The organism is Candidatus Kryptonium sp. (genome assembly GCA_025060635.1).
In the GTDB taxonomy this organism is placed as follows: Bacteria; Bacteroidota; Ignavibacteria; order Kryptoniales; family Kryptoniaceae; genus Kryptonium.
In genome coordinates this window covers 470,925-495,006 of sequence record JANXBN010000001.1, presented here as the reverse complement: position 1 = coordinate 495,006, position 24,082 = coordinate 470,925, and the positions used below count along the sequence as shown (strand labels likewise).

Annotated in this window: 16 protein-coding genes; 4 read left to right on the top strand and 12 right to left on the bottom strand. The window is 37.6% G+C overall.

All coding sequences use genetic code 11. From position 1 onward, the window contains the following. Positions 1 to 2: 2 nt before the first annotated feature. The 4 genes from NZ923_02290 to NZ923_02275 are packed head-to-tail and all read left to right on the top strand — an operon-like array spanning position 3 to position 3,738. Positions 3 to 944 (top strand): 3-hydroxyacyl-CoA dehydrogenase NAD-binding domain-containing protein, encoded by a 942-nt coding sequence (locus NZ923_02290; protein MCS7228849.1) that lies wholly within the window; start codon positions 3 to 5, stop codon positions 942 to 944. Continuing rightward, a complete protein-coding gene (locus NZ923_02285) occupies positions 941 to 2,125 on the top strand; it encodes a DUF2029 domain-containing protein (GenBank protein ID MCS7228848.1) in 1,185 nt (394 codons plus the stop codon). Before NZ923_02290 ends, NZ923_02285 begins: the two co-directional genes overlap by 4 nt. Then, the gene (locus NZ923_02280) at positions 2,116 to 2,493 is read left to right on the top strand and encodes a GtrA family protein (GenBank protein ID MCS7228847.1); all 378 of its coding nucleotides are present in this window, start codon (positions 2,116 to 2,118) and stop codon (positions 2,491 to 2,493) included. The genes NZ923_02285 and NZ923_02280 overlap by 10 nt, the downstream gene beginning before the upstream one ends. A 30-nt stretch (positions 2,494 to 2,523) precedes the next feature. Then, on the top strand, positions 2,524 to 3,738 hold the full coding sequence (locus NZ923_02275; GenBank protein MCS7228846.1) for an acetate kinase: 1,215 nt from the start codon (positions 2,524 to 2,526) through the stop codon (positions 3,736 to 3,738). 1 nt (position 3,739) lies between these two features. Here the strand turns inward: NZ923_02275 and polA are convergent, their stop codons facing one another. From polA to NZ923_02215, 12 genes are all read right to left on the bottom strand, one after another. After that, the gene (gene polA, locus NZ923_02270) at positions 3,740 to 6,532 is read right to left on the bottom strand and encodes a DNA polymerase I (GenBank protein ID MCS7228845.1); all 2,793 of its coding nucleotides are present in this window, start codon (positions 6,530 to 6,532) and stop codon (positions 3,740 to 3,742) included. 18 nt (positions 6,533 to 6,550) lie between these two features. After that, complete coding sequence (locus NZ923_02265) at positions 6,551 to 6,892, bottom strand: hypothetical protein (GenBank protein ID MCS7228844.1); 342 nt, start codon at positions 6,890 to 6,892, stop codon at positions 6,551 to 6,553. A gap of 24 nt (positions 6,893 to 6,916) precedes the next feature. Then, positions 6,917 to 7,357, bottom strand: a complete 441-nt coding sequence (locus tag NZ923_02260) for a hypothetical protein (protein MCS7228843.1) — start codon at positions 7,355 to 7,357, stop codon at positions 6,917 to 6,919. A gap of 281 nt (positions 7,358 to 7,638) precedes the next feature. Further along, positions 7,639 to 9,396 (bottom strand): Na+:solute symporter, encoded by a 1,758-nt coding sequence (locus tag NZ923_02255; protein MCS7228842.1) that lies wholly within the window; start codon positions 9,394 to 9,396, stop codon positions 7,639 to 7,641. A 25-nt stretch (positions 9,397 to 9,421) separates the two neighbouring features. Further along, positions 9,422 to 12,313 (bottom strand): serine hydrolase, encoded by a 2,892-nt coding sequence (locus NZ923_02250; protein ID MCS7228841.1) that lies wholly within the window; start codon positions 12,311 to 12,313, stop codon positions 9,422 to 9,424. Between the two features lies 1 nt (position 12,314). Further along, complete coding sequence (locus NZ923_02245) at positions 12,315 to 13,256, bottom strand: hypothetical protein (protein ID MCS7228840.1); 942 nt, start codon at positions 13,254 to 13,256, stop codon at positions 12,315 to 12,317. 18 nt (positions 13,257 to 13,274) lie between these two features. Continuing rightward, on the bottom strand, positions 13,275 to 14,300 hold the full coding sequence (locus tag NZ923_02240; GenBank protein ID MCS7228839.1) for a PorV/PorQ family protein: 1,026 nt from the start codon (positions 14,298 to 14,300) through the stop codon (positions 13,275 to 13,277). A gap of 21 nt (positions 14,301 to 14,321) precedes the next feature. Beyond that, positions 14,322 to 17,918, bottom strand: a complete 3,597-nt coding sequence (locus NZ923_02235; protein MCS7228838.1) for a hypothetical protein — start codon at positions 17,916 to 17,918, stop codon at positions 14,322 to 14,324. A 32-nt stretch (positions 17,919 to 17,950) separates the two neighbouring features. After that, on the bottom strand, positions 17,951 to 20,647 hold the full coding sequence (locus NZ923_02230) for a TonB-dependent receptor (GenBank protein MCS7228837.1): 2,697 nt from the start codon (positions 20,645 to 20,647) through the stop codon (positions 17,951 to 17,953). Between the two features lie 161 nt (positions 20,648 to 20,808). Next, positions 20,809 to 21,708, bottom strand: coding sequence for a DUF58 domain-containing protein (locus tag NZ923_02225; GenBank protein ID MCS7228836.1), 900 nt, complete (start codon positions 21,706 to 21,708; stop codon positions 20,809 to 20,811). 15 nt (positions 21,709 to 21,723) lie between these two features. Further along, on the bottom strand, positions 21,724 to 22,584 hold the full coding sequence (locus tag NZ923_02220) for an EamA family transporter (GenBank protein ID MCS7228835.1): 861 nt from the start codon (positions 22,582 to 22,584) through the stop codon (positions 21,724 to 21,726). A gap of 9 nt (positions 22,585 to 22,593) precedes the next feature. Next, positions 22,594 to 24,075 (bottom strand): polysaccharide deacetylase family protein, encoded by a 1,482-nt coding sequence (locus NZ923_02215; GenBank protein ID MCS7228834.1) that lies wholly within the window; start codon positions 24,073 to 24,075, stop codon positions 22,594 to 22,596. Between the last annotated feature and the right edge of the window lie 7 nt (positions 24,076 to 24,082).

The following is a 24,082-nucleotide window of genomic DNA, read 5'->3' as shown; positions in this document are numbered from 1 at the left end:
ACATGAAACAAGAGCCAAAAGATATTCTGGGAACTGAAATAATCGGCGAATTTAAACCAAGTTTAGGAGATTCGCAAAGGATAAAAAATGTTGCAGTTATAGGAATTGGCGTAATGGGGCGAGGTATAGTGCAAGCGATAGCACAGGCTGGATTTGATGTGATAGCTGTTGAAAAAGATGATAGCTCTCTAAACAACGCGATGGAAAAACTTGAGGAAACGCTTGATTATGAGATTCAAAGATGGGCGATGACAAAAAGCGAGAAAAAGTCAATTTTATCCAGAATTGAATGGACTACAAATATTGAAGATGTTAAAGAGTGTGAACTTGTAATTGAAGCAGTTGATGAAGATTTTGAACTCAAAAAAGCAATTTTTAAAAAACTTGACGAAATTTGCCCACCTCATACAATTTTCGTATCAAACACATCAACACTTTCATTGACTAAAATTTCTGAAGCCACAAAACGACCAGATAAAATCATAGGGATGCACTTCCTAAATCCCGTTCCTAAAATTCCACTTGTTGAGCTCGTTCGTGCTCTTAAAACATCCGATGAAACTTTTAAAAAAGTTAAAGCATTCGCAGAGCAAATTGGCAAAACAGTAGTTGAAGTTTATGAGTATCCAGGTTTTGTTACAACGCGCGTCATCCTTCCGATGCTAAACGAGGCAATGCATGTCTTGATGGAAGGTATTGCAACAGCCGATGGAATTGATACGGCAATGAAACTTGGTTATAACTTCCAAATGGGACCTCTTGAAATGGCAGATACGATGGGGCTTGATGAAGTTTTGACTTGGATGGAAACACTATACAAAGAGCTCGGTGAAAAATATAGACCTTGCCCTCTTTTAAGAAAACTCGTTCGTGAAGGGAAACTTGGGAAAAAAACAGGTGAAGGATTTTTCAAATATGATGAATTTGGGAGGAAGATAAATTGAGCAAATTTTTTGATAAATTCCGCACTCTTGCCCTAAACCTGCGAAATTTATTTATCGTTTACTTTCTTCTCGCTGTGTCAGCGGGAATACATTCTTATTTAATTGGACCGCAAGAATTCGCTGGAAGACAATACACGCACTACAATAATTTTCTAACATTCAAGTATTCGTACTTTCATTTGATTCAAAACAAGGATCTCTACATTGAATATCCCGATGAACATTGGGATTACTTCAAATATAGCCCTACATTTGCGCTGATGATGTTTCCATTTGCATACTTGCCGAACTTGATAGGTTTACTTTTATGGAATCTTGTTAACTCTTTGATCTTGTTTTTTGCAATCAAGGAGCTGAAAATAGATGACAAAATTAAAGCATTGATTCTATGGTTCACTGCAATTGAACTTCTGACCTCAATTCAAAACGAACAAAGCAATGGCTTAATGGCTGGACTTTTCATTTTATCCTTCGTATTATTTGAAAAGAACAAACCTTTGCTTGCTACGCTATTATTAACCATATCAGCATACATCAAGATATTTGGAATTATCGGTTTCATCTTGATATTGCTCTATCCCAACAGATTGAAAGCAATTCTTTATTCAGCTTTCTGGATGGTGCTTTTTGCAATAGCTCCGCTTATCGTCATATCGTTTGATCAATTAAAATTTCTTTACACAAGCTGGCTAAATTTGTTAAAGTGGGATTACTCTGCCTCAATTGGATTATCCGTTGCAGGATGGTTAAAAACATGGTTTAATTTTGAGCCACCTAAATTTTTGATCACTCTTTTTGGTGCGATTTTCTTACTTTTACCACTTCTCAAATGGAAAAATTTTGAAAATTTCGGCTTTAGATTTCTTTATTTGGCGTCCATTTTAATTTGGGTGGTGATATTTAATCACAAAGCAGAATCTCCAACATATGTAATTGCAATTTCTGGAGTTGGTATCTGGTATTTTTCACAAAAGAAAAAGATGGAAAACTTCATTCTTCTTATTCTTGCTTTTATTTTCACTTCGCTTTCGCCAACTGATCTGTTTCCCAAATTTCTGAGAGATTCACTCGTCATCCCGTATGTTTTAAAAGCTGTGCCATGCATATTTATTTGGATGAAACTGACATATGAACTTATATTTGATAAATTTGAATTAAAGAAGGAATTGCGATGGACTTAATTTTGAAATTTATTAAGTTCAGCATCGTTGGATTTACGGGCGTTATCGTTGATTTTGGCACTACTTTCATAGCGAAAGAAAAGCTAAAAATTCAAAAATACATCGCCAACAGCATAGGTTTTACGCTTGCTGCAACGAATAATTATATACTCAACAGAATATGGACATTCCAAAGCAAAGATCCTGAAATACTTCTTCAATATGGAAAGTTTTTTATAATTTCAATAGTCGGATTGCTATTAAATAATCTCATTGTCTATCTTCTTCACGGGAGAGCGAAGTTAAACTTCTACATTTCAAAAGGTTTCGCGATCGTTGTCGTGACGCTATGGAACTTTTTCGCAAACTACAAATTCACCTTTAGATAAATTTCAAAACTAAATTTAAAAACCGAAAAGATGAAAGTTCTTGTTTTGAATTCCGGAAGTTCTTCTATCAAATACCAATTTATTGAAACATCAACTTACGAGGTCCTTGCCAAAGGACAAGTTGAAAGGATAGGAATGGATGATGCAGTTTTAACTCATATCAGGGCAGATGGAGATACTGTAAAAATAAGCGCTGAGATACTTGACCATAACATTGCGATTGAATATGTGATTGCGGTTCTGTTAAGCAAAAATCACGGTGTAATAAAAGATAAATCAGAGATAGAAGCAATTGGACATCGTGTTGTCCATGGTGGTGAAACTTTCTCTGGCTCAGTTCTCATAACTGACGAAGTTATTGAAAAAATAAAAGAAAACATTGAACTTGCTCCGCTACACAATCCACACAACCTTCGTGGAATTTTAGCTTGTAAGCGACTTTTACCAGATACGCCGCAAGTCGCGGTATTTGATACTGCTTTTCACCAAAAAATGCCCGAACACGCTTTCATTTATGGCTTGCCTTATGAACTTTATAAAAAATATAAAATCAGAAGGTATGGTTTTCACGGGACTTCACATAGATATGTATCAAAAAGAGCAAGTGAAATAATTGAGATACCACTTGAAAATTTAAAAATTATAACCGCACATCTTGGAAACGGATGTAGCATGTCCGCTATCAAATATGGAATTTCAATTGATACAACAATGGGCTTTACACCTCTTGAAGGTTTGCTCATGGGAACACGAGCAGGGGATTTAGATCCAGCAGTTGTTCTTTACATAATGAGCAAGGAAGGTTTAACAATGTCGGAAATAAATGCGCTTTTAAACAAGCATAGTGGGCTTCTCGGGATTTCAGGTGTAAGTAGCGATATGCGGGAAATAATAAACGAAATGAAGAACGGAAATCCAAGGGCAAAGCTTGCGTTTGATGTCTTTTGTTATCGTGTTAAGAAATATATCGGTGCTTATTCCGCAGCAATGGGTGGAGTAGATGTGCTTGTTTTCACAGCTGGAATTGGCGAAAATAGCCCTGATGTGAGAAAGAGCGTTTGTGAAGGTCTTGAATTTCTCGGGATCAAAATTGATGATGAAAAGAATAATTCACCAGAAAAGGAAAAAATCATATCAACTGATGATTCAAAAGTAAAAGTCCTCGTGATACCAACAAACGAAGAGCTCGTGATCGCCCTTGACACTGCAGAAATAGTAAGCGAGAGTAGGATAGTGGTTAAGTAATTTACTCATGCGCTTCAAACCAGTTTTTCCCAACTCCAAGTTCAACAACTAAAGGAACATCAAGTTGAAGCGCGTTTTGCATTTTATCAAGCACAAGTTCTTTCATCTGTTCAACTTCATCTGGTGAAACATCAAAAACAAGCTCGTCGTGGACTTGTAATATCATTCTTGACTTAAATCTGCGCTGTTTCATTTCGTTGTAAATTCGCACCATCGCAAGTTTTATCAAATCAGCAGCTGTTCCCTGAATTCTCATATTTATTGCCGTTCGTTCTGCAAACTCACGAACCGTCCTATTTCTACTATTTATATCCGGAACATATCTTCTTCTGCCAAGCAATGTTGAAACATAACCTTTCTGCCTTGCGTCCTCAATTGTTTTGTCAATATATTCTTTTACTTTTGGAAATCGCTGAAAGTATGTTTCTATTATTTTCTTCGCTTCTGATTGTGGAATCCCAAGTCGTTGTGATAAACCATACGGACTTATACCATACATTATCCCAAAGTTAACTTCCTTCGCCTTTCTTCTCATTTCATAGTTTACATCTTCTGGCCTAACACCGAAAACACTTGCAGCGGTTGAAGAATGAATATCCAATCCTTTTCTGAAAGCAGATATTAAATTCTCATCGCCAGATAAGTGAGCCATTATGCGAAGTTCAATTTGTGAATAATCAGCGGATAATATAAACCAATCAGGTTCAGAAGGGATGAAAGCCTTTCTTATCTCTCGTCCTATCTCGGTTCTGATTGGTATATTTTGAAGGTTTGGATCACTACTTGATAATCTCCCAGTTGCGGTTCCAGTTTGATTGAACGAGGTATGAACTTTACCAGTTTTCGGATTGATGAGCTTCGGAAGAGCGTCAACATAAGTTGACTTTAGCTTTTGAATTTGCCTGTATTCAAGAAGTTTTTCAGCTATTGGATGTTCTTTTGCAAGCTCTTCCAAAACTTCAACATCTGTTGAATAGCCCGTTTTAGTTGTTTTAATAGGTGGAAGTTTGAGCTTTCTAAAAAGAACATCTGCAAGTTGTTGAGGAGAATTTATATTGAACTCTGTTCCAGCAAGATTGTAAATATCGCGAGTTAAGTTATCAAGCATTCTATCAAGTTCCTTGCTCATTTCTCTTAAAAGTTCAGCATCCAGTTTCACACCAGAAGATTCCATATGAGCCAAAACCTCAACAAGTGGGAATTCAACCTCTTCGCACAGTTTCAGTTGTTCCCTTTTTTCAAGCTCGCTTTTAAGTTTAAACATAAGCTGTAAAGTTATATCTGCATCCTCGCAAGCATACTCTGCGACTTTCTCAACCGAAACTTCGCTCATCTTTTTCTGATGTCTACCTTCTCCAATCAATTGAGAAATTGGAATCACTTGATATTTAAGATACTCTTTCGCAAGAACTTCAAGCGTATGAGAACTTTCTGGATTTAAGATATATCCGGCAACCATCGTATCAAAACTCACTCCGTTTATCCAAACTCCATACTTTGACATCAAAAGGATGTCATATTTTAAATTTTGTCCACACTTCTTTATCGCTGGATTTTCAAGGATTGGTTTCACAAATTCTAAAACAGTCTCAAGTTCTATTCCGAATGTCTTCTTTTTTCTTTCCAACTCAAACAAGGAACCAGGAGATGAGATTTCAACTGAAACAGGGACATAAAAAGCTTCGCCAGGCTTAATCGCAAATGACATCCCAATTAAGTCAGCATCAAGCGGATTTATACCCGTTGACTCAGTATCAAATGAAATTAAATCGGCCAACTTTAATTTTTCAGCGAGTTCTTTTAATTCGTCCACGCTTTTAATGATATGATATCGGTGTGGTCTTGTTTTTATTGAATCATACTTTACAGGCTTTTTCTCTTCTTCAATTTTTTCTTCCTCAACTTCCCTCACCGCTGAGGTTAGGCCAAGTTTTTTGATCAAACTTTTGAATTCAAGCTCATAGAAAAGCTCCGCAAGTTTATCCTTGTTCGGTTCTTTAGCTTTAAGCGAATAAATATCTATGTCAAGCGGGACATCTGTTTTTATCGTGACGAGAGTTTTTGAAAGCAACGCTTTATCTATAGAATTTTTGAGATTCTCTTTTATTTTTTGAGTTGGGATCCTGTCAACATTTTTCACGAGATTCTCAATTGAACCGAACTCTTTTACAAGTTGAATTGCGGTTTTTTCACCAATTCCTGGAACTCCAGGAACATTATCAACTTTATCTCCCATAAGTCCGAGAACATCAACAATTTGTTCAGGCGTAACGCCCCATTCTTGTTTAACTTTTTCAACATCAACGATTTCAATGTCCGCAAGCCCTTTTGTCGGTCTATAAATTTTTATCATAGGTGAGACAAGCTGAAGGAAATCTTTATCGCCGGTGACGAGATATGTTTCTATCCCTTTTGATTCAGCGATTTTAGCAAGCGTCCCCATAACATCATCTGCTTCATAACCTGGAATTTCTAAAATTGGGATATTGAATGCTTTTATTACTTCCTTTAACTTCTGAAGTTGAATAGCCATATCTTCTGGCATTTTCTCACGCGTGGCTTTGTATTCAGGATGTAGTTCGTGTCTAAATGTTGGCTGGCCAGAATCAAAAACGACAGCGATATAATCAGGTTTTTCTTCGTCAAGAATTTTTATAAGAGAATTAGAAAACCCGTAGATCGCGCTTACATTCATTCCACCTGATGTCACAAGTGGTCTTCCGATGAAGGCATAATATGCTCTATAAGCAAGGGCGGTTCCATCAAGGAGAAAAAGTTTTTCCTTTTTTGACATCTATTTAAAAGTTATTTTTTAAACTGAATCTACTTCAAAATCATCTGGAACTTCTATTTCAAGCCGTAGGAGTGCAGCGGCAAGTGTTTTTCCTTGGGCGTCATTTCGCAACGAGACGGTTCCACCACCAGCGAGTGCATCGTGCAAGAGGAAATTTAAGGCATAAAGGTTCGGTAATTCCCATCTTTCAACTTTTCCCAAGCAAATACCTTCAAAATGCTTTTTAACAACTTCTGGCGTAACTTTTTCAACAAGAATTTTATAATACTCAGGCTTTCGTGCGATAAGTCCAATGTTAGCTGAATTCCCTTTATCTCCAGACCTTGCGTGTGCTATTTGAAGTAGTTTTATTTTTTTCATTAACTCAAAATTGCTTTTAATTTTTCAGAAATAAAATCTTATTCCTATTCCGCCTGTTAAATCAAATCCCGTTCCCGGGAAAAGCCCAACTTTTGGGGAAAGTTCAAAGAAAAACTCAAATTTTTGTTTCAGGAAATAATTAATGCCTAAATTCCCACTTATCCCAAAAGCATCGTCCTTCTTTGAAGCTGCCTTGAAAAAAAGACCAGGTCCTGCATAAAAGTTGAAAACACCCTCCTTATATCTCTCAAGCTCTGAAAGGTTAAAATTATAATGTCCTTGCACAAAGAAAGCGTCATCAAATCGCCACGCAAATAAAAGATCAGCGCTATTGACTTTTGATAAAAGATATTTTCCAGTTATTCCGGTAGGAGCGCCAATGTAAACGCCAAGACCAAGTTTGTTTTGAGAATAGGAAACAATAGGTAGCAAAATGAGCAAGACCAGCGCAAAAGATTTCTTCATAAAGACTCCTTTACTTGTTTTTTTAGAAAATTATCAAAAGCGTGGTAATTTTTCAAATTTAAATTAAATCAGAACAAAGATGTCAGCCCAAATCAGTTGGGATTTTCGTATTAGCTTGGTGCAAAATTTTTTGGAAAAAGAGAATGAAAAGTAAATCAAAATATCTTCGCATTCAAAATTTGATAAGCGCTTGATTTTTTCTGAAACAGAACTTCAATTGATCACACAAAAATCATATATCTCATATGCAAGGGTTAAGAAATCAAATTTGCACTTTTCACTTATTCAATTGCCTTTTCCCAGCCACGCCTTGATAGGTCAAAATAAATAATCAACCCTGCTAAAAGACCAATGATCAAATAGATTATTCCGATTAGATATTCACCCAATACTATCTTTCCAATTCCGAAAAGCGCCATATAGACAAGCACAACACCACTTAACCAATCAATGAAAAGATAGACATAACCAGAATCTGGTTTAACCTCTGAAACTTCCTTTGCGATTTTTCTCCATCCTATTCCACCTGGACGAACACGGCGATAGAAGTTTAAAAGGTGTTCTCTATCAACTGGTTTAGTTAAAAAGGTTGCAATAAGCCAGCTGGCGGTTGTAAACCCAACGATATAGAATAAGGTTTCAGGGAAAGTTATTTCTGTAAAGAACTTTATATACGCATATCCGAAAAATGGCGCAATCATAGCGACTATCTCGCTCCACGCATTGACACGCCACCAATACCATCTCAAGATCAAGACGAGACCGAGCCCAGCGCTTGCTTCAATTATAAACTGCCAAGCCCCCGAAATAGTTTTAATTATCAAAGTGATAAGAACAGAAGCAATCATAACAAGCAAAGTTGTAATTCTCGCAACTAAGACATAATGTTTTTCACCCGCGTCTTTTTTAATAAATCTTTTGTAAAAGTCGTTAATAACATACGATGTTCCCCAATTCAAATGCGTTGCTATTGTTGACATATATGCAGCGAAAAATGCAGCTATTAAAAGCCCCTTCAATCCAGTAGGAAGATAATCTCTCATTGCATAAATGTAGCCAAGTTTTTTATCATCCGGAGCAAGTTCCGGATACAAAACAAGCGTTGCAAGCCCGACAATTATCCAAGGCCAAGGTCTTATACAATAGTGAGCAATTGTGAACCAAAGCGTTGCAAGCAAAGAATGTTTTTCATCTTTTGCTGACATCATTCTTTGAGCAACATATCCACCTCCACCAGGTTCAGCCCCAGGATACCACGAAGCCCACCATTGAACGAAAATATATGCTATGAAAGATGAAACCGTCAAAGCAAGGACACCACTATAGGCAATTTCTTTTTCCACCCCTATAACAGGAGTAAATTTGAAAATCCAATCTGGAAGTTTTTCCCTTAAACCCACAACTCCGTTTATTTCAGGTAAATTCACCACAACAATTGCCAAAACTATAGTTCCAGCCATAGCGATGACAAATTGAATCGCATCGGTGACAGCGACACCCCATAATCCCGAAAGAGCTGAATATATTGCAACTATCAACATAGCTCCAAAAACATAATATCTCACCAATTCCTCCGGAACACCAAAAAAACCAGTAAGTATTGAAACCATCGCGACATTAACCCAACCGATTATCACAGTATTTATAAATAAGCCGAGATAAAGCGCTTTGAAGCCACGGAGAAATGAAGCTGGTTTTCCTGAATATCTTAATTCAACGAATTCAACATCTGTCAAAACCCCAGCTCTTCTCCATAATCTTGCGAAAAAGAAAACGGTCAACATTGAACCGAAAAGAAAATTCCACCATAGCCAATTTCCGGCTATTCCATTTTTCGCAACAAGCTCGGTCACAGCAAGCGGAGTGTCAGCAGCGAATGTAGTTGCAACCATTGAAGTCCCCGCAAGCCACCACGGAAGATTTCTCCCCGATAGAAAAAATTCACTTATGCTTTTGCCTGCTCTTTTTGAATAATAAACTCCAACGATGATGCTTATGACAAAATATAAGGCGACAATGATCCAATCAATTAATTGCATCTCAAACCTTTTTTAATTTTAAATTTTAATTCACGATTGCTTCCGCTATCGCCTTATGAACAACTTTTCTGAGCTGAATATGTTTATTGTTTGCCCTCGTTGGATGAACACGGTTTGTCAAAAGAACTGCGATTAAATTTTTCTCTGGATAAACATAAACTGAAGTACCTGTAAATCCAGTATGCCCAAAGGCGTTTTCTCCGAAAGCTCCATCAAGCGCACTTTTACCATATGGTGATAAAGCATTATCCCAGCCAAGACCGCGATTGTTTGGTTGTCTCTTTGTGAAAAGTTCAACAGTTTCCTTTTTGAAAAATCTCTTGCCACCATATTCTCCGCCATTTAAAATCATTTGCATTAATACTGCAATATCCCTTGCGTTTGAAAACAAACCAGCATGCCCCGAAACTCCACCAAGAGCTCGGGCATTTTCATCGTGCACGACGCCATGGACAAACTTACCAAGCGTGCTATCATATTCAGTCGGAGCTATGTTCTCAAGCCAATCCTTCGGAGGTAAAAATGTCGTTGACCTCAATCCGAGCGGGATATAAAATGTTCTCTTTACATACTCATTAAGAGACATACCAGTTACAACTTCAACGATTTTTCCGAGCGTTATAAAACCAGGATCGCTGTAAACAGTTGAATCGCCCGTCTTATAAACAAGCGGATGCGCGTAAATTGAATCAAGAATTTCATCTTGTGTTTTACAAATTTTGTAAAACGGCTTCCATGATGGTAATCCGCTGTTGTGAAGAAGTAAATTTCTTATAGTGACTTTTTCTTTTCCATTTTGAGCAAATTTAGGGATATATTTCGCAACAGGATCGTCAAGATTGATTTTCCCTTCCTCATAAAGTTTCATAATCGCAATTGTTGTTGCAGCGACTTTCGTAATTGAAGCCATGTCATAGATTGAGTTTTGGTTGACCTTTCTTGAATAAGGATCATAGCTATATGTCCCGAATGCTTTATGATAAGCTACAACTCCATTCCTCGCCACGAGAAGAACAGCTCCGGGCGTTACTGAATCTTTAATTGCCTTTTCCATTATCGTGTCAAGTTTGGCAAGTTTATTTGCATCAAGACCAGCTTCATCGGGATAACCATAACGAAGCGTTGTTTTTGGATAGGTCAACCCAGTTCCAAGTGATGCGAAACCTGGGATGCTGATCGGTAGTTTGCCTTGTGGAGAGATCTCTCCAAACAAAACCTCCGCAGTCGCCTCAACAACAGGTTGAGCATCTGAATATGAACATATATACGCTTTCACGCCAGGATAATCAATGGCAATATAAGGATTGCCAAAAGAAATTAAGATAACAGGTTTACCAGAATCAAGAACCTGCTTTAAGAATCTTGCTTGTTTTTCCGGAAGTGAAATTGAAGCTTGATAAGCTCGGACACGAACATATGCTGAAACTATGATGATGTCAAAATTATTAACCTTTGAAAGTATCGCATTCAATTCTTCGTTGGTGCTTCTTAAATCAACTCTTTCAAAAGAAACGTTCGCATATCTTTTTGAGAACTCCGAAATAAATGAATTTCCAGTATTGGGTTCATTTGAATCAACCATAGTTATTAGCAAGATCTTGTTCTTATCAAACTGCATCAGTGGTAAAATCCCGTCGTTTTTCACGACACTTATTGAAGCTCGCGCGATCTCTTTAGCTTTGCGGAGATGTTCCTCTGTTGCGACGACATCACGAATTTTATTCATATCAACAAACCTATTTTTATGCAAGCCGAGATCATACTTGAACTCAAGGATCTTCCTAACCGATTCATTTATTCTTTCTTCGCTTATTTCACCTCTCTTGACTGCTTTAACGATTGCATCAATTGCTTCATCAACATCTGGCGGAGTTAAAATTATATCATTACCAGCTTTCACAGCTAAAACAGAAGCAAGGGCATTTGAATAAAGTTTTGTCACACCGCGCATCGTCATAGCATCAGTAACAATTAAACCTTTAAAGCCAAGTTCATTTTTCAAAAGTCCCGTAACTATGTTATAGGACAATGTTGATGGCAGATTTTTTGCAGTATCTATTTGAGGGAAAGATATATGGGCAATCATAATTGACTTAACACCGGACTTTATAGCATCTTTGAAAGGCGGTAGCTCAATTGAATCCAATCTTGGTTTAGGATGATTGATAACTGGAAGATCAAGATGTGAATCAATATCTGTATCACCATGACCTGGGAAATGTTTCGCTGTTGCTATCATTCCATTTTCTTGAAGTCCACGGATAAATTCAACTGCAAATTTTGAAACGATCTCTGGAGTTTCACCAAAGGAGCGAATGTTTATCACTGGATTTTTGTAATTATTATTTACATCTACTGTTGGAGCATAATTTTGATGTATTCCGATCGCTCGCCCTTCAATTGCTGTTATTCTTCCTGCCTCGTAAGCATATTCTGGTTTCCCGGTCGCAGCAATTCCCATAGCAGGCGGGAAATGCGTTGTATTATCAAGACGCATAGCAGCGCCCCATTCAAAATCTGCAGAAATTAAAAGAGGAACTTCAGCAATCTTTTGAAAATAGTTTATCATATCGGCTGTTTCATACACATCGCCACGAAAGAAGATCAATCCGCCAACTTTTCTATCTTTTACATAATGGACAAGCCGTTTAAACTCTTTATTATCTTTCGCAAGGAAGATCCCACGAGCATCTGGCATTATCATTTGGGCAACTTTTTCTTCAAGAGTTAATTTCTTCATCCAATAATTAACCCACTGGTCCTTCTTGAGCTCACTCAATTTAACTCGCTCTTGCGGTCTTTTTTGCTGTTGGCTTTGCATAGCTTGACCCCAAAACTTACTGAATCCATTTTGAATCGTGATAATGAGTGCTATGAACAATATAAACGAGCTCAAAAAGAGAATAAGTCTTTTCATCTTAACTTGCGATTTTATTTTCAATTAAATTTCTGCCATAGATAACAGCCCCATAAGCTGGAGAATGAATCGGTTCAATTAGATTAATTTGTGGAAGTTCGGAGAGTATCATGTTTTTCAACCTTTTTGAAACATAATTATCGCTCTGAAGCACCCCACCTATAAATGCAAGATTTACTTTCTTGCCAAATTTTGCTTTATTCAACATTGCCTTGATGTGCAGGAAAAGTTCTTCACAAGCGTTGTCAAGAATTTTTCTTGCGATCTCATCCCCAAGTTCCACGGCTTTCATAACAATTGGCGCAACTTTGCCAATATCAAACTTTCCAGAATAAATTTCGCTTACTATTTGCATCAAATCTGTTAAGTCAAACTCTTCAAAGATTAGATCTTTTAAAATTGTTTTTTCACCCCTGCCATCAACATATTTCGCGACAGCTCTAAGCGCCTCACGTCCTATTACAAACGCGCTTCCCTCGTCACCAATGAATCTACCCCAACCCCCAATTCTATGGATCTTCCCTTCAATATCTTTTGCAAACATTACTGAACCTGTCCCAGCAATTAAAATTATTCCCGGTCCACCTGCAAAAGCACCTTCAAGAGCAATCCTTGCGTCGGTTTCTATTATTAATTTTGGTAGTTTTAAGTTTTCCTTACTTGCGTATTCAATTAAGCCATTAAAAATTCTATCTCTATCTTTTTGCCTCCCTGCACCGGTTAGTCCAAGAACTACCAACTTGACATCGTCAACCTCACATCCGGCTTTATTTATCAATTCATAAATTAAACCAATCAGAAGTTTAGACACAGGTTCTACACCAAGCATTTGAAAGTTAGAGGATCCGCCAAGAGCTTCAGCAATAACTTGACCATCAAATTCAGCAATAACTCCATGCGTTTTCGTTCCTCCTCCATCTACACCTATTAGATATTTCGTCACGCCAATTCCTAAGTGATTTTAAAATTTGACGGATAAAGTTATATATTGAACATTTTTCAACCTCCCAAAATCTAAGTATGCATAATCAACGACGAACGCCACACCTTTTGCTAATGAATACCTTATTCCAGCTCCAAATGTATATCTTTGTTCGCCTCCCTTTTCAAACAACGACTTATATCCACCTCTTAAGAAGAAGATTTCTTTAAATGAATACTCTACACCCAAGTTTAGATACTCCGTGTTGTCATTCGGATGGATAGCGTCTATTGCGGTCGTCAATCTTTGAGATTCAGTTTTTATAAAATCATTTGAAAGCCCTACTCTAAATATCAGTGGCATTTCAAACTTATCAGTTTGAATATATGCGTTTATATTATTTCCTGTTCCACCACCAACTGTATAGATTATTATCAAATCACGACCTGTAAGTTGCATCTTCGTTCCATAGTTTGACATGCTGGCGCCAATTCTCATCCCATTTAAAAATGGAGTTATATACAAAGTCCCAAAGTCAAGAGCGAAACCTTGTGCAGCTTCGTGCCAGATATACTCTCTAACATATTTCGCGTTAAAACCAATCGCGAACCTATCAGTTAATTGTCTCGCATATGAAATACCCATCATCAATCCACCTGCCTTGAACCTTTCACCAGTACCATCAGGCATTTCAACAGTTCTAACTTCCATTTCCCCCATTGTAAGCGAGGAAATTTGCATCCCGATCGTCCCGAGATTTCCCAAGTTTAACGCAAAAGCTGCAAAACTATATTTTATATCCATAAGCCAATCAACATAGTTGAAAGTTGCCTCACCTCTACCAGTTATCCTACTTAAACCAGCTGGATTCCAATATATTGAACTTATATCATCAGCAATTGAATTAAAAGCTCCACCCATTCCAATAGCTCTTGCACCTATTCCAATTTTTAAGAATTGAGCGGATGTTGTTCCTGTCTTCGTCAAACTGCTTCCGATTTGTGCCATGGAAATTGAAAACCCAAGTATAAACACAACACAAACTTTTAAAATTCTTCTTTTCATAGCGTTTCTCCGAAACTTTGTTTACTTAATTATGGCAAATTTAATTAACTTTTCGCCTATACCGGGAGCCTCAATATGAGCTATGTAAACTCCATAACTTACTCCTAATCCATCTCGGTTTAACAAGTTCCAATACACACGACCATTATCAACCCCGCCATTATGATGTATCTCTTTAACTAATTCCCCGCTCAATGTATATATCCTTATCACACATTCCTTTGGTAACCCATCAAAGTATATCCTTCTCTCACCTCTCACTTGACCTGGCAGCTTGCTAACCGGCTCAAGCTCATTTATACCGACATATGGATTTGGAACCACTTTTATTCTATCCAGTAAGCTCCGCGCTAATTCCTTATCATATCTATGCCCTCTGACCTCCAACCTAAAACTATCCACATCAACAACTCCACCTTCTAAAGTATTGAAACTTCTTTTAGTTCTAACCCAAAACTCATCGCCTTCGCGTAAATCTACGCCAATTCTCGGATAGATATATTCAACCACAGTGCTTCCAACGCTATCTCTAACTCTCTCAAAGATTACTTGCCATGTAGTTCTATTTGTTGTCCCACGCTCTAAGAATATCACATCTTCGCCCAAATCCCATCTATTATTTCTCACCACCTCACGGACATACACTTTAACTCTCCAACCCTCAGTTACATTTTCAACATAGAACGGTAATCTAACGCCATTTATACTGGTATCAACAGGACTGACTAAGCTACCATTTGACAAAGTGTCTAACTTACCAAACTTTATCCTAAAATCTGCTGGATACATCCTTCTACCCAAGCCAAGTGTAGCTGTGCTTATTCTGTATTTAATTTTACCAATGCTACCACCACTCCAACCGCTCTTTGCCAAGTCCAAACCTAAACTCTCATTCCATACTCTTATTCTCATTCCATCAAACACTTCACTTCCATCCCCACCACTTAATTCCCTACTTCTACGAACTGAATAATACCTATATCTAACCTCAACTTCGCTTCTTCCTAACAAATTACCAGTTCTAGTTGCCCTTACTAATCCACGCTCGTAATCAACTATATAATCCGCACCTTCGGCAAAACTTCCTACCTTAACACTGCCTCTTAAAGGCAAACCTGAAAGCTTCTTCCAAACTGTATCTCTAAAATCAAACTTTTCTACCTTTTCCTCGTCAGGCATAACATTCCATCTTAAGCTATCCCCAGCACCCTCAAACCATATACTATATCCCATATCTCTCACTTCCAAATCATTCAATACCTCCACCTGTATTTTTCCTGTTCCCCTTCCTCTTATCTGTTTAAACTTAACTCCATCAACAACTTTGCTCACTTCTGGCCCCACATAACCGATAGCCCTATCGCCTGGTATGACACTAACAACATTATCGTCTAACTCTTCCTCACCACTTATGGGGTCAACAATTATTTTCATTGTACACTCACTTGGCGGTATACCTAAACTATCTCCTCTATCATATGAAACCACAGCATAATAATATTTAACACCATTCATAACACCCACACTATCTACATAGCTATGCACCAATCCAACATCATCACCCAGATAGTAATGAACTCCTCGCCCAGGATATGGAACAACGCTATAACCACGCCAACCGTTGATCTTGTCAAATCTTGCATCTTTCCCAAATGCATCTTTCAATGGAACTCTCAAATACTTAGCTCCTCTGCCATCGGTCACTAACTCAACATCTTTAAACTGTGGATCAGTTGACCTATAAATAACATAACCTTCAAAATCGTAACCAGGATCTTTTTCATCTAAAGGATTTCTACCAAACAAAGGATCAAAACTACGCTCCGCGCGAGTGTCCCAATATAATGTGACTTTTCTATCGCCAGCTACTGCACGAACTTTGGGTCTTTCTGGCGGTCGGAAAAATCTATAGTTTGCATTATATATTCTTTGCACTGTTTCTGCATTCAGCAATAAATCGTTTAAATCCTCACCCAAAAGCAACGCTACAGAAAAGCGTCTTGTTTGCCCTTTAGGTAATTGAATATAGCCCGAACCATATAGAAAAACATTATCAGCTGTCTGAATTATCTCAGAAAAGTTTCCGGGTTTCAAACGATTCCAGATGCTTTCATCATTACTTACATAATCAGTTGACCATATAAAAGCATTGAAACTCGTCAAACCAATCATATCAGATTCGTCAAGATCTGTAAATTCAAAATTTGGTTCACCAGGGCTTAGCGGATCTAAACTGCCGTCTGGAAGTATTTTACCTCTCGTTGGTATTCCATCCCCCTCACCCTCGTCTCCAGTTCCGGGAACCCCATCCACTCCTAAATCATCAACTTGAGGATTCCAATCTCTATCATTATCTATGCCATCTTGTTGACTTTCATCCACCATTCCATCTCCATCATTATCTATTCTATCGTATGGGTTACCGGGTGATTCAAGGAACTTATAACCGAAATAACCCGGCTTTAAGCCGAACATTCCTTTGCCATCATGATCCCAAGAATACACCATACTCCTTGCGTAAACTGGGATATTATCAACTGGTGGATAATTTGGAACATTGTAAGGAGGTATGAAGTAAGAATCATCATCACTATAATCAGTCGCGCCACCAACATGCGGATCACCCCACATTCCAAACACAACACTGTCAAGATCTTTATCACTTACATTTGTAATTGTGTAAACAATGAAAATAGCATCCTCCGCAAGAGGATTGCTCCATTGCAAAAGCCGAACTTGAGCTTGAACTCCTAATCCTCTTCTTGATGAATCGTTGATAAATGGATAATATGCAAATTCTTCATTATCTCTATCGTCCATAACATAAAAGACCTCAAGATCTGCTTGTGTTGCATCTCTTGAAAGATAACCGGGCCAAACATACTTACCTAAAACTGGATCATACCAACTCGCTGGCCATGAATCCGGCTTGCCATCCCCATTCAAATCTTTATCTGGGTTGTGAGCTATCTTATCCTGGTTTGGATCTGCATAACCCGGAAGAGGTTGCCAACCCCAGCGTTTCCTACCATCTGGTGAGCGGTCACCACCATCAAGCAAACCATCTGTTATAATATGGACTCTTCTACCATTCGCATCAACTACCGATGCACCAACGAGAGGACCAAATTCATATGCATATCCCAATCTATTCCAAACAACATCCGTTATCCTGTCACCGGGAGCAGAAAGAGAACCATAATTGTAAACAGTCACCGTGATTTTGTTCCCATTCATCACGAGCTTTTTCCTGTCCGCTTCGCCAGCTACTTTGCGAATGTTCTTATCAAGCTCACGATAAAATTTCTCAACCTCTGAAGGCGATAGAGATTTTATCTTTTTATATTTCTCCGCAAGCTTGGGATCTCTTGCTATGTAAGGCGGTAGTTCAGAAACTGCCTGACTCGGACTTGGTTTATTGAATTTTGAAACATTATAGCCCGATTGTATGTAATCTTTTACAGCTTTATATTCTACCTTTCTTTCTGCTTCCCTTTCCTTTGATGTTAAGCCTCGCAATATCTGCAGAGCCTTTTCCCTGTCAGATAAAACATTTTGAGAAAATGCAAATGAAAACAAACTCAAAATCACAAGAAGCATTTTGGATATCTGCTTCATCATCTTAGTTGCAGAAAATTTGTTTTTGATTTTTAAAATCCAATTGAAAATCCAACTCTAACCTCTCTTGGTGGATAATAATAATGTGGTCTGGTGTAGTACTCATCCGAAGAATGAACGCCTGGAATTTTACCAACCCATTGATCAACAACGATACCTTCACCTCTTTGCTTGGCAAGTGTGTATTGTGCAGTGCCAGTGTCATCATAAACATAACGCTCGTTGAGATTATCAAATAAATTATAAACTTTGACAAAGAAGCTCCATCTCAACCCAAACCATCTAAATAATTTCTCAAACATCATATCAACTTGTATTCTCGGAGGTTTGCGCTCGCTATTTCTTCTTAATTCAAGACGATTGTTCGTAACAAAAGGTGTATATGGAAGCCCAGAGCCGTATTGTCCAATGAAGCTTAAGTTCCAGTTGTCCTGAATGCCTAAACTTATAGTCCCATTCAATGTGTGAGTTTGATCCCAATCAAGATAAACGAAAATCTTTTCCGGTTCTCTACCAGATTTCAAATCAATGAAGAAAGCATCTGGATTTGGATCGTTTCCTTCCGCAATTTGATATGTATAATCAAGTGTTGCTGCGAGTAGTTCTCCTTTCAATCTTCTCTTAACTAACGAGAATGTAAATCCTTTTATGTTCCCATAATCCTTGTTAACATAAAGGTTATAAACTTTTTCCTGACTTATCCTTGTTCTTTGCAAAGCGAGAAGATCACGAACATCTTTGTAAAATCCAGTGATGTTAATAGCAAGATTATCTGTAAGCTGTTGCTGTAATCCAAATTCATAAGCGACAGTTTTTTCAGGTTTTAAGTTTGCATTTCCAAATGTCGGCGTTCCTACGAAAAGAGCTGATTCAAATTCAGGATTTGTGTAAAGATATGTAAACGGAGGCATTTGCAAAAACCAACCATATGAAAAGTGCAAGATCCCTCTATCAGTAATCGGATAAGATACGCCAAGGCGCGGGCTTATTTGATGCTTCGGGCTTGCTCTACCTACCAAAGTATCACGCAAAATTATAGGCGGAATTGTTGGATCATTTGGATCTGGATACCAAATAGATCTGGCGTAATTTGCCTTTGGATCAAAGTAATCGTATCTCAAACCCAAATTAACAATCATATCTTTGTACTCCATCTTGTCCTGAACATAAACCGAGAAAATTACCGGCTTGCGTGTATACCTGTTATGATACGGTGAATTGATCTCAGGAATGGTCGGCTGCAAATACTTGATAGTATCTCTCAAAACCGTGAAATAAACATAGTCAAGCTTATGAAGCCGTACTTCAAAACCCGTTTTTATTTCATGTTTATCCGAAACCTGGCTTGTTATATCAAATTTAGCTAAAAATGTTCGTGAATCTCTATAAACATGATCGTTTTGCGTCCCACCGAAATAAAATGTAAAGCTCGTCGGTCTTGCTAACCTTTCTATAGGTTGATACCTCGGATCAAGTGGATCCTCATAAAGATACTGACGGAACTTTTGATAATTATATGAAACTCTCAGTTCGTAAAATGTTCTGTTGCTTAACGCATGCGACAATGTAAAGCCAACTTTGTAGTTTTCGTCATGATATTGGTAGGTTCCATCTGGGTTATACTTGAAAAGGTGATTGTATGTTTTATACCAACTTTTGTCATAAAGTCCATCAATGTTAACCTTAATGGTTGGCGAGATTTTGAATGTCAACTTTGTAGTTGTATTCAAATTTCTGCTCGGGTTCATTGGCACTATAGCGCTATCCCCAGTCATCGGGACAATCCAGTTATTTGCATCATTAAAGTTAGGTTGATCACTTGGTTGATGTTCCCTGACGCCATAAAGCCATCCCTTGTTATTTTCCCATCTCAAAGATGAAAAGAACGAAACAAATTTGCCCAACAAAGGAACTGGTCCACCGATGCTGAATTCAACCACCGAATTATTTAATGGTTCAATTTTATCAATGTTGAAAAATATATTTTTCCTCCTACTAACAAAATCACCTGAATAAACAAGCAACTCACCAGTATATTTTGATCCACCTTCTTTTGTCACTATGTTAACAACTCCACTCATAGCGTTACCATACTCCGCATTAAATGTTCCACTTACAACTGTCATCTCTTGAATTGCGTTCCGCGCTATCTGCATTCCAAGCGTATTGAAAAATGGATCGTTAATTGAGACACCATCTATCGTATATGCTATTTCGCTGGATCTACCACCTCTTATATGAATATCACCTCCAGCACCTACCACAACCCCAGCTTGCAAGGTGAGAACGCGTTGAAAATTTTCAACTGGTAATTCTCTGATTTGCTCAGCATCTACCACCGCTTGTGAAGATGTCAAATCAGCTCTAACAAGTGGACGCTCTGCCTCAACAACAACAGGGGGAAGCCCAATCGCCTCAGGCTCTAATTCAAAATTTAAAGTCGTTGTAAGATCAGCTGAAACTTTAACATTTTTCACAGTTATCTTTCTATATCCAACTGCCGAAACAACGACGGTGTATGTTCCTGGTGGTATGTTTGTTATAACATAGTATCCATTTACATCTGTTGCTGCCCCAAGCGTTGTGCCTTCAATGACCACATTAACGCCTGGCAAAGGTTCCTTTGTTTCAGCATCAACTATCCTTCCAGCGATTTTCCCCTTCGTTCCCCCATAAATTAAACCAGCAACGAAAAGCAAAGAAAGAAAAATTGTTAAGTGCCTCCTCATCTCTTATGACCTCCTTAAATTTTCTTAAACCTGCGTTGATAACTTCTCGGAATTTAAGTGAACTTAAGATTAAAGCAATAACCTTGCTTCGTAGTAAAAATACAAAAAACCCATATAATTTGTCAATAAAAATTTAACCGAAATTTCGGCGAATCAAAATTTCACATCAACCCCTGCCTCTTGCTCAAATATCTGAATAAAGCAACATCAAATGAAGTTGATGTATCCATAAGCTCATAATCAATACCATTTGCAAGACACTCAACTCTGTATCTATTTATAAATTCGTTCATCACACTCTTATAATCTCGCTGAATATACAACGATTGTGTCATCACTTTTTCCATCGTTTCCATATCTTTGAAAATCGCATCGGCACTGAACTCAAAATTTCTCTCCATTGGATCAAGGATTTGAAAAACTATGATTTCATTTTTCTTGTGTTTAAAATGTTTGAATGCGCTTATAACCTCGTTTTGATCATCAAGCAAATCACTTAACACAATGATAAGCCCCCTTCTTTTTATCCTTTCGGCGACCATATGAAGCGACTTTGCAGTGTTCGTCCTATTCCCCGGTTCTGTCTTCTCAAGTTCCCCAAGTATAACATCAAGATAACTTCTAACTGAGCGAGGCGGTAGAAATTTTCTAATACCCTCATCATAAACAACAAGCCCAACAGCATCTCTTTGCAACATCATAAGATAAGATAAAGCCCCAGCAAGATAACAAGCATATTCAAACTTGCTTATGTTGCCCTCCGAAGAATAAGCCATTGACCTACTTGCATCAAGAATAATGTAAGATCTCAAATTAGTTTCTTCCTCAAACCGCTTAATAAAATACCTGTCTGTTCTACCGTATACCTTCCAATCAATATATCTTGTCTCATCGCCAGGCGAATACTGTCTATGTTCAGAAAATTCAACGCTGAAACCATGGTATGGGCTCTTATGAAGACCAACGATAAAACCCTCAACGACAAGACGCGCAATTAACTCAAGGTTTGATAACTTAGAGACGACCCTCGGATCAAGATATTTTCTTACATTTTCCCGCATGATTAAACCTATAAATTATCCAAGTTGCACAATGAAAACTCCAGCAACAACAAGCGTTCCACCAATTAAAAAAGGCAAAGTTATTGGATTACCAAAAATTATCATCCCAAGTATTGCTGTCATTATCGGTTGTCCATTTGTAAAGATAACAACCTTGCTCGCTTCAATTTTTCCAATCGCATAGTACCATAAAAAATAACCTAAAATTGATGTTCCAACTCCAAGATAAATAACACCAAGATAAGAACCAAAGGATATGGCCGAAAAATCAAGATTGATGAGATCATATACTCCAATTGGAAGGTAAGTTAAACTCCCAACTATCATAGCAACTCCCGTCACATAAAGAGGACCATACTTGGCTATCATCGGCTTTCCGAGAATTGAATAAAGAGCCCAAAACATCGCACCAAACATTATGATCACATTCCCCTTCAAATACTCAATGTTTAAACTCAAACCGTGCTCAGCAAAAACAACACCAATCCCAATGAAACTTAACACAACACCAAAAACTTTGTAAAAATTTATCTTCTCTCTTAAAAGCAATGATGAAAAAATAAGCGCAAAAATTGGTGTCATCGCATAAATCAAGGAAGCATTCGCTGGCGTCGTATATTTAATACCCAAAATAAAAGCAAATTGATTCAACGGCACTGAAAGAAGCCCAAGTATGAAAAACTTTAATCTATCCGATGGCTCAACTTTTATTTTCCTATATCTTGAAAAACAAATCATAAACCAAAATCCAATCCCCGCAATTACAGCTCTAAAAAGAGTAAGCGAAAGCGGTGGTATCTCCCTTACAACTGCCTTCGCAATTATATGAGTTAAACTCGCTATCATCGTCTGTATGATAAGCCAAAAGTAAACCATATTCTACATTTACCGCTCTCTTTCAAATATGTCTAAAATTTCACTGCAACTACCAACGAACGCACCCGAATTAACAGCATACTTCAAAAAATCCTCATAAATACGATCCCACCCTTTAAAATCAAATTCATCATAAACTGTGTTGTGAAATAGAACAGCCATAACACCGCCAAAGCTTTTGACAGCTTGCACAAGATTTATAATCTCCGAAAAAATTTCTTCCGGACTTTTTAATCTCCTGCCATATTGATAAACTGAATCCATAAAAACAATTGGGATTTCCCAAACTCCAAACTCTACATCTTTTTCAACATTGTAAATTTTATACGGGAAAGAATAACCACATCTGAAACCATGCCGAGAGCTAAACCCAAGCGTTGAATCATATTTGAAACCGAGTTCATCATGAAGAAATGGCGTGATTTTAAAATCATATCTCAAATAATGTTGCCTAACTCCCTTGACATCAAAGTTTATTAGAGTTTCAAGATTCTCTTTCTCCGTGCGCATCATTTCAATTTTATCAAAAGTTTCAAAACTTGGATGAAATCCAATTTCAAAATCGGCGTTCCTCAATTTTTTCACAAAATCAATTAAAAACTCGTCCCACCTATATCTTGCATCATATTTTGAATTTCCTCCGGATTTGAAGAAGAATGTTGATTTAATCCCCAATTTATCTTCAAACTCGTAAATTTTCTTCATCCCGTCACGATATGGATCAATCCCTTTCGCAAAAAAGTAAATAAATTTCGCAAACCTTTCTCTCCTTTTCTGTATGTCTTCATTGCTCATTATAAACTTGTTAATTATCTCGTTGTAAACTCCATATGCGGACCACTTTTTCAAAACATCAATATCGTGCGTTAAGCAGATGGCAAATTTTCTACCGTGCCAAGTTCTCTCTTCAACCTTAAAGCCAGCTCTTTCAATTAAAAATTTCAGAATGTAAAAATAGAAATTAACAACAGGGAAATTCGCAAGCCCAAGCTTGACAAGTAAATTTTCAGCGTCTGGAAATCTTCTAAAGTTATCTCTTTCCTTTTTCACTCTTTCATCCCACGAGGCGAGAAAATAAAACGCACAGGAAAAAATATCAAAATTTATTCTGACAAAATTTTCATTTTCAATTTCAAAAACCGGCTCACCTGTTTTAAAAAACACGGGAAGCGTAAAACTTTCAAACTCTTCTGGAATCATTGGGGGAGTTAAGTTAACAAAATGAACACTTGTCGTGGCATAAACCTCATCATACGCTTTTCCCTTTTCAAAAAGTTCAATTGCTTGCTCACTTCTTCTTATTAAAATAGATCTCCCCTTTGAGCTAAAATCCTCGCCGTAAAGAATGACCAAATCATCCTCCGAAACCTCTTCAATGGAATTGACGAAACTTAAATTAACCTTATAAACAAGCGAAAAATTTTTCAGTATGTACTCTATTCGTTTTCTGTGCGATGGGCTTTTATCATCAATCAAAACTTTCAACTCCATAAGATTG

Excerpts from the sequence above, each read along its gene's own strand:
- polA (MCS7228845.1), bottom strand. The coding sequence starts at position 6,532 with ATGTCAAAAAAGGAAAAACTTTTTCTCCTTGATGGAACCGCCCTTGCT.
- NZ923_02280 (MCS7228847.1), top strand. The coding sequence starts at position 2,116 with ATGGACTTAATTTTGAAATTTATTAAGTTCAGCATCGTTGGATTTACG.
- NZ923_02225 (MCS7228836.1), bottom strand. The coding sequence starts at position 21,708 with ATGCGGGAAAATGTAAGAAAATATCTTGATCCGAGGGTCGTCTCTAAG.
- NZ923_02250 (MCS7228841.1), bottom strand. The coding sequence starts at position 12,313 with ATGAAAAGACTTATTCTCTTTTTGAGCTCGTTTATATTGTTCATAGCA.
- NZ923_02290 (MCS7228849.1), top strand. The coding sequence starts at position 3 with ATGAAACAAGAGCCAAAAGATATTCTGGGAACTGAAATAATCGGCGAA.
- NZ923_02230 (MCS7228837.1), bottom strand. The coding sequence starts at position 20,647 with ATGAGGAGGCACTTAACAATTTTTCTTTCTTTGCTTTTCGTTGCTGGT.
- NZ923_02260 (MCS7228843.1), bottom strand. The coding sequence starts at position 7,357 with ATGAAGAAATCTTTTGCGCTGGTCTTGCTCATTTTGCTACCTATTGTT.
- NZ923_02255 (MCS7228842.1), bottom strand. The coding sequence starts at position 9,396 with ATGCAATTAATTGATTGGATCATTGTCGCCTTATATTTTGTCATAAGC.
- NZ923_02240 (MCS7228839.1), bottom strand. The coding sequence starts at position 14,300 with ATGAAAAGAAGAATTTTAAAAGTTTGTGTTGTGTTTATACTTGGGTTT.
- NZ923_02275 (MCS7228846.1), top strand. The coding sequence starts at position 2,524 with ATGAAAGTTCTTGTTTTGAATTCCGGAAGTTCTTCTATCAAATACCAA.
- NZ923_02235 (MCS7228838.1), bottom strand. The coding sequence starts at position 17,918 with ATGAAGCAGATATCCAAAATGCTTCTTGTGATTTTGAGTTTGTTTTCA.
- NZ923_02265 (MCS7228844.1), bottom strand. The coding sequence starts at position 6,892 with ATGAAAAAAATAAAACTACTTCAAATAGCACACGCAAGGTCTGGAGAT.
- NZ923_02220 (MCS7228835.1), bottom strand. The coding sequence starts at position 22,584 with ATGGTTTACTTTTGGCTTATCATACAGACGATGATAGCGAGTTTAACT.
- NZ923_02215 (MCS7228834.1), bottom strand. The coding sequence starts at position 24,075 with ATGGAGTTGAAAGTTTTGATTGATGATAAAAGCCCATCGCACAGAAAA.